Annotated in this window: 7 protein-coding genes; 3 read left to right on the forward strand and 4 right to left on the reverse strand. The window is 58.2% G+C overall.

Features of this window, described 5'->3' with window-relative positions; translation table 11 throughout:
- Window positions 1-60: 60 nt before the first annotated feature.
- Window positions 61-951: a LysR family transcriptional regulator gene (locus tag ACLEIV_RS13955; RefSeq protein ID WP_410457244.1), complete on the reverse strand. Its 891-nt coding sequence runs from the start codon at window positions 949-951 to the stop codon at window positions 61-63.
- A 170-nt stretch (window positions 952-1,121) separates the two neighbouring features.
- On the opposite strand from ACLEIV_RS13955, the gene ACLEIV_RS13960 reads away from it, so the two are divergent.
- The 3 genes from ACLEIV_RS13960 (at window position 1,122) to ACLEIV_RS13970 (ending at window position 3,997) form a co-directional block, all read left to right on the forward strand.
- Entirely contained in the window at window positions 1,122-1,820 is a 699-nt protein-coding gene (locus ACLEIV_RS13960; protein WP_410457245.1) for a CoA transferase subunit A, read from the forward strand.
- Window positions 1,821-1,863: 43 nt separating this feature from the next.
- Window positions 1,864-2,526, forward strand: coding sequence for a CoA transferase subunit B (locus ACLEIV_RS13965; RefSeq protein ID WP_410457246.1), 663 nt, complete (start codon window positions 1,864-1,866; stop codon window positions 2,524-2,526).
- Window positions 2,527-2,650: 124 nt separating this feature from the next.
- Window positions 2,651-3,997, forward strand: coding sequence for a short-chain fatty acid transporter (locus tag ACLEIV_RS13970; RefSeq protein WP_410457247.1), 1,347 nt, complete (start codon window positions 2,651-2,653; stop codon window positions 3,995-3,997).
- A gap of 192 nt (window positions 3,998-4,189) precedes the next feature.
- On the opposite strand, the gene yghU is transcribed toward ACLEIV_RS13970, so the two are convergent.
- The 3 genes from yghU to ACLEIV_RS13985 all read right to left on the reverse strand — a co-directional run.
- Window positions 4,190-5,047 carry a glutathione-dependent disulfide-bond oxidoreductase gene (gene yghU, locus ACLEIV_RS13975; protein WP_410457248.1) on the reverse strand — a complete coding sequence of 286 codons (858 nt, stop codon included), beginning with the start codon at window positions 5,045-5,047 and terminating at the stop codon, window positions 4,190-4,192.
- Window positions 5,048-5,231: 184 nt separating this feature from the next.
- On the reverse strand, window positions 5,232-6,020 hold the full coding sequence (locus ACLEIV_RS13980) for an alpha/beta fold hydrolase (RefSeq protein WP_410457249.1): 789 nt from the start codon (window positions 6,018-6,020) through the stop codon (window positions 5,232-5,234).
- Between the two features lie 179 nt (window positions 6,021-6,199).
- A partial coding sequence (locus ACLEIV_RS13985) for an acetyl-CoA C-acyltransferase (RefSeq protein WP_410457250.1) occupies window positions 6,200-7,157 on the reverse strand: 958 nt, incomplete at its 5' end.

The following is a 7,157-nucleotide window of genomic DNA, read 5'->3' on the forward strand; positions in this document are numbered from 1 at the left end:
CACCTTTTATCACCGCTGTTACAACATTTAGCTACCTCAGAATAGCGGAGAAAGAGCATCCTATGGCTCCGGCATGGGAGAATTCAGCAAGATGTCGTACAGCGCCTGAGCAGCCACCGACAATTCATGATCCATCCGGGTCACCATGCCGACCGATCGTTCCATCACCGGCTCCTGCAACCGGGCACAATAGGCCCCCAGTTCATGCATCTGTTTGATGCACAGCGCCGGTACCACACTCACCCCAAGACCAGATCCCACCATGCGACCTATGGTGGCAAGCTGATGACTTTCAAAGGTCACCGGCAGCGTCAGCCCTTGCTGCCGCAGCTGCTGTTCCAGCATAAGACGCAATGCCGAGGGGCGCTGCAAGGCGATAAAAGGCTGCTCCAGCAATTGCCGCCAGCCCAGGGCCTCGTGCTGCGCCAGCGGCGACCCGCCAGGTACCACGGCGACGAAGCGATCCCGGTACAGCGGCGTAAAGGCCAGACCACAGTCCGCGGCCGGCTCGAAGGTAATACCCAGCTCCACATGCCCCTCTCGCACCAGATCCAGTACCTGCTCGTTGATCACGTCGTTGATGGTGACGTTGACGCCCGGATGGCGGGTACGAAATTCCCGCAACAAGGGCGGCAACAGATTACCGGCAAAGGACGGCATTGCCGCCAGCACCACCCGACCCCGTTGCAGGGTAAACCGCTGGCGCAGCTCGTCTTCGGTATTGTCCCATTCCACCAGCAACCTCCTGGCCAGAGGCAACAGGGCCTCACCTTCGGGCGTCAGCCGTACCTGGCGTGTGGTACGGCTGAACAGGCGCCCTCCCACATCATCCTCCAGCCCCTTGATGGTCAGGCTCAGTGCCGACTGGGACAGAAACAGCCGCTCGCCGGCCTGGGCAAAATTCAGGGTCTGTGCCACCGCCAGAAAAGCCCGTAATTGTTTAACCGTCATCCCTGCTCTCACCTTTGATCATCCGGCCCCTCATCAGCTACAACCGGGGCTGCGATTCATTTAAAAAACCAATCAATCAATCACAAAATCAAACTTAACAAATAAATAACCCGTGCGATACTCGACAGCAACAACTCATGTTCGACGACGTACAACAAGAGGGAACTGTGATGGCAGGTTTCGATAAACGAGTGAACAGCTACCAAGAAGCCCTGGCAGGGCTGGAAGATGGCATGACGGTGCTGGCCGGTGGTTTCGGTCTCTGCGGTATTCCCGAAAACCTGATTGCCGAGATCAAGCGCAAGGGCACCCGGGATCTCACCATAGTATCCAACAACTGCGGCGTGGACGGCTTCGGACTGGGTCTGCTGCTCGAAGACCGGCAAATTCGCAAGATGGTCGCCTCTTACGTGGGAGAAAACGCTCTGTTCGAGCAACTGCTGCTCAGCGGCGAGCTGGAAGTGGAACTGACACCCCAGGGCACCCTGGCGGAAAAAATGCGCGCCGGTGGCGCCGGCATTCCCGCCTTCTTCACCGCGACCGGCTACGGCACCGCGATTGCCGAAGGCAAGGAAGTACGCGAGTTCAACGGCCGCCCTCATATTCTGGAGCCGGCCATCACCGGTGACTTTGCCATCGTCAAAGGATGGAAAGCCGACCACTACGGCAACGTAATTTATCGTCACACCGCCCGCAATTTCAATCCGCTGGCCGCCACCGCCGGAAAAATCACGGTAGTGGAAGTGGAAGAAATCGTCGAGCCCGGCGCCCTGGAGCCCGATCTGATCCATACGCCCGGTATCTATGTGGATCGCATTATCTGCGGCCAGTTCGAAAAACGTATCGAAAAGCGGACCCTGCGCGCTTGAACCCGCAGCCTTTTTTCACCGTTTACAGCAAGGAGAACATCTGATGGCGCTAACCCGCGAACAAATGGCCCGGCGCGTGGCCCGCGAATTACAGGACGGTTTCTACGTCAACCTGGGTATTGGTATTCCCACCCTGGTCGCCAACTATGTGCCCGAGGGCATGGAAGTCATGCTGCAGTCAGAAAACGGCCTGCTCGGCATGGGTTCCTTCCCTGCCGAGACGGAGCTGGACGCCGACATGATCAACGCCGGCAAGCAAACGGTCACCGCCCGGGTTGGCGCCTCCATTTTCGACTCGGCAGAATCCTTCGCCATGATCCGCGGCGGCCATGTGGACCTGACCGTGCTCGGCGCCTTCGAGGTAGACGTACAGGGTAACATCGCCTCCTGGATGATCCCGGGCAAGCTGGTCAAGGGCATGGGCGGCGCCATGGATCTGGTGGCCGGTGCCGACAACATCATCGTCACCATGACCCACGCCTCTAAAAACGGCGACTCCAAGCTGCTGCCCCAGTGTTCGCTGCCGCTGACCGGCGCCGGTTGCATCAAGAGGGTGCTGACCGATCTGGCCTATCTGGAAATCGAAGACGGCGCCTTCATCCTCAAAGAAAGAGCGCCCGGCGTCAGCGTCGAAGAGATAGTCGCCCTCACCGCCGGCAAGCTGATCGTGCCCGAACAGGTGCCCGAGATGCGCTTTGAATCCTGATCTACTCGTACAGACACCAGGTTAAACGACGTTAAATCATTGCCGTCAAGGCCTGCACCTTGCACTCTACGCCCGGTTATATTGCTATAACCGGGCGTCACTGTTCATCACATTAAGGATGCTTATGATGTTCAATAAAATCACGGGGTTCAGTGTGAACCTGGTACAGCGCTACCTACCCTCGGCGTTTGTCTTCTCTGCTCTGCTCACCTTGTTTGTCCTGGGAGCCGGCATTATTGCAACCGGACAAAGTCTGCCGGCCATGGTGCAACACTGGAGCACCGGGTTTTGGACTCTGCTGGGCTTTGCCATGCAAATGGGGTTGATTTTTGTCACCGGCCACGCCCTGGCTTCGGCTCCCATCATTAACCGTCTGCTCGACCGTTTGGCGGGGTTGGCCCGCACTCCCGGGCAAGCCGTTATTATGGTGACCCTGGTAGCACTGGCGGGTTGTTGGCTTAACTGGGGCTTTGGCCTGGTCATAGGCGCCGTGTTTGCACGTGCACTGGCGCGCAAGGTAGCTGGTGTGGATTACCCCTTGCTGGTGGCTTCTGCCTATTCCGGCTTTTTGATCTGGCATGGTGGCCTGTCTGGCTCCGTGCCTTTGTCGATGGCCAGCGGCGGCGAGAGCCTGGCACGCATCACCAATGGCGTCTTGTCCGATCCCATTGCCGTTGGCCAAACCCTGTTTACCACCTATAACCTGACCATTATCGTCCTTCTGGTCATCGGCCTGCCGTTGCTTAACCGTGCCATGCACCCAAGGCAAAACCCCAAGGTGGCCGATCCGGCCAAGTTGATAGAATCCCGTACCGATCGCCCCAAACGCGACACCCCCGCCCAGCGGCTGGACGATAGCCGTTTGCTGGGGTGGGCTCTGGTGGCCATGGCCGCCGTGTATCTGTTCAATCACTTCAGCAGCAAGGGCTTTGTGCTGGGGCTGGACATCGTTATCGCCATCTTCCTGTTCGCCGGGCTGCTATTGCACGGCACGCCCGAGCGCTATATGCGTACCGTAGATGAAAGCGTACGCGGCATCAGCGGCATAGTACTGCTGTTTCCCTTCTATGCCGGTATTATGGGAATGATGATGGGTGCCAACAGTGAGGGGATTTCTCTGGGCCGCCAGATCACCGAGACCTTTATTTCCTGGTCTACCGCCGACACCTTTCCGCTGCTGGCCTTTTTAAGTGCCGGTCTGGTCAACGTGTTTGTGCCCTCGGGTGGCGGCCAGTGGGCGGTGCAGGCGCCCATTATGTTACCGGCCGCCCAGGCACTAGGGGTGTCGCCTACCGTAACCGCCATGGCCATTGCCTGGGGTGATGCCTGGACCAACATGATACAACCCTTCTGGGCATTACCATTGCTGGGCATTGTCGGCCTGGGGGCGCGCGATATTATGGGTTATTGCCTGATCATGCTGGTGTATTCCGGTATCGTGATTACTGGCGTGCTGTATTTTATGACCTGAAATCAGCTGCATTCTCTGGCCAGAAACATGGGCTACAGGTAGATCAATACCCTCTGTCTGCAGCCCGCATCTTCAGCCGGTAAGCGCCGTCATGCGGTACTTGCGTGAACCTAGCAACAGGCCGTTATATCTGTGCTTGATAAAAAAAAAGCGCCTTGACGGCGCTCCTGGATAAATCTCGTTTCTTGCAGGTTAGGCTTTGTTAGCCAATACGGCATCGATATCCGCCGCCGAATGGCGCTCGGCCAGTGCCTCTCCCGGCTCGTCACTGATGCGATTAACAATACGCCCTCTTTGTACCGCCGGGCGTGCGGCAATGTTTTTCGCCCAGCGTTGCACATGGGTATAACTGGCAGCATCAATAAACTCGGCGGCATCATACGCCCATCCCAGCACCAGGTTGCCGTACCAGGCCCAGATGGCTATATCGGCAATGCTGTAGTCGTTGCCGGCAACATACGGCTTATCTGCCAGTTGCTTGTCCAACACATCTAGCTGACGCTTGGCTTCCATGGTGAAGCGGTTAATCGCGTACTCTATTTTCACGGGCGCATAGGCATAAAAGTGACCAAAGCCACCGCCCAGATACGGCGCCGCTCCCTGTAACCAGAATAGCCAGTTCAGGGTTTCGGTACGCTCGGCAATACCGGCTGGCAAAAAGTGACCAAACTTTTCTGCCAGATACAGCAGTATGTTGCCGGACTCAAACACCCGGATGGGCACATCCGTCGAGCAGTCCTGCAGTGCCGGAATTTTAGAATTGGGATTTATCTCTACAAAGCCGCTGGAAAACTGCTCCCCGTCGCCAATGCGAATCAAATGCGCATCGTATTCTGCGCCGGTTACCCCCAACGCCAGCAGCTCTTCCAGCAAAATAGTCACTTTCTGGCCATTAGGCGTGCCCATGGAATACAGCTGCAGTGGATGCTCGCCCCTGGGTAGCTCTTTATCGTGGGTGGCTCCCGATATCGGCCGGTTGGTTTTTGCCCAGGTGCTACCATCGTCTTCCGGCAGTGTCCACACGGTGGGAACTTGATATTCACTGGTCATACAGGCTCCTGTTAACACTATGGTTTTTATATTTATACGAGTAACACGATCACTGTAACGAATAAACAGCCAGTCTGCAGCCTTGAACATCAAGCGAGGTGTTCGAGTTTGATTGGGCGAGTGATGTCAGCCTGAGAGAAGAGGCAATGCCGCTTGCCGGCAGGCTGACATAGTGAGGGGGCGTTCAGGCGCGGCTGATATGTTCCAGCAGCTCACGGCCAACGCTTTCCGGTGCTTCAACCGAGGGCACATGGCCCACCTGTTCCAGAATAACCGGCTCACCCACACCGCAACACTGGGCCAGCGCTTTAAGTGATGCCGGCGGGGTGGCGACATCGTCACTGCCCCCTATCAGCAACAAGGGCACCTGATGGCCACCGAGTTGTTCGCTAAAATCGACACGCCCCAGCATCTCGCACAGCAAGGCATAACTGTTGGCATCGCCCCGCCCCATTATGGTGTTCCAGCCACTGATCAGGGCAGGTTGCGCCTCAGAAGCGGCAGAACCAAACCAGCGCGGCACTATGTCCACCGCCATGGCGGGCAAGCCCTGTTCGCGTATGGCGGCGGCTCGGGTTTGCCAGGCCTCGGCGGTACCGATGACGGCACCGGTGTTGGTCAGGGTCGCCGACAGCAGCCGTTCGGGCGCCTGGCCGAGCAGCTGCTGACCGATAACGCCACCGATGGAAGTGCCAACAAAATGAAAGCGCTCTACGCCCGCCTGATCAACCAGTGCCAGCACCTCACCCACCAGACGGGCCGGACTGATATCTCCGTTTTCCCAGGCGGCACTGCTGCCGTGACCGGGCAGATCCCAGCTCAACACCCGATAATGGGGCAGCAATATAGGCAGCAAATCGTCCCACACCGCCTGGCTCATGCCCAGCGGATGAGCCAGCACCACCAGCGGATTGTCCGGGTTACCCAGCAAGCGGTAACCGACCGTACGACCGTTAATTTCCAGAAACGACATTTAGCCTCCCGATTTAAAACAAAAACAGCCAGCCCAGATAAACCAACCACAAGGCCGATACTCCTGAACTGGCAGACAGTGCCAACAGACCACTGCGACCCATCAAGGAGGATAAAGGGATTTGTTCCTCCGACCTTTACCGGGCACCAAAATAGCTCTGTTATTTAATCTGTTTGGTATTACACCCGCTCAATCAGGGTCGCGATACCCTGGCCGACGCCCACACACATGGTACACAGGGCCAGGCGTTTGTTCTGCCGGTGCAGCTCGTGAGCGGCGGTTTGCAGCAGCCGGGCGCCGGACATGCCCAGCGGATGACCCAGGGCGATGGCGCCGCCGTTAGGGTTGACCCGGACGTCGTTGTCGTCGATTCCCAGCTCACGCATGCAGGCCAGCGCCTGGGCGGCAAAGGCCTCGTTGAACTCGAACAGGTCGATATCATCTATCGACAACCGGTGACGTTCCAGCAGCTTGCGTACCGCCGGCACCGGGCCTATGCCCATGATGCGCGGCTCGACCCCGGCGGTGGCCATGCCCAGAATACGGGCCATCGGCTTGAGACCGTGACGCTGCACCGCTTCTTCGCTGGCGATCAGCATGGCGGCAGCGCCGTCGTTGACGCCCGAGGCGTTGCCGGCGGTAATGCTGCCACCGTCACGGAAAGGTGTGGGCAGGGCGGCCAGCTTGTCCAGGCTGGTACCGGGACGCAGGTGCTCGTCATCGGTAAACAGCAGCGGCTCCTGCTTGCGGCGTGGAATTTCCACCGCCACGATTTCTTCGGCAAAGCGACCTTCGCTTTGTGCCCGAGCCGCTTTTAGCTGTGACTGAACGGCGAAGGCATCCTGATCTTCCCGTGAGACAGCGAACTGTTCGGCGAGGTTCTCTGCCGTTTCCGGCATCGAGTCCACACCGTACCGGGCCTTCATCTGCGCATTGATAAAGCGCCAGCCGATGGTGGTGTCTTCTATTTTCTGGCCACGCGTAAAGGCCGAGTCCGCCTTGCCCATCACATAGGGCGCACGAGACATGGACTCCACGCCCCCGGCCAGCACCAGATCCAGCTCACCGGCCTTGATGGCGCGTACCGCCGTACCCACCGCATCCATGCCGGAGCCGCACAGGCGGTTGATGGTGGTA

The organism is Oceanisphaera submarina (assembly GCF_046521305.1).
GTDB classification, from domain to species: Bacteria; Pseudomonadota; Gammaproteobacteria; order Enterobacterales; family Aeromonadaceae; genus Oceanimonas; species Oceanimonas submarina.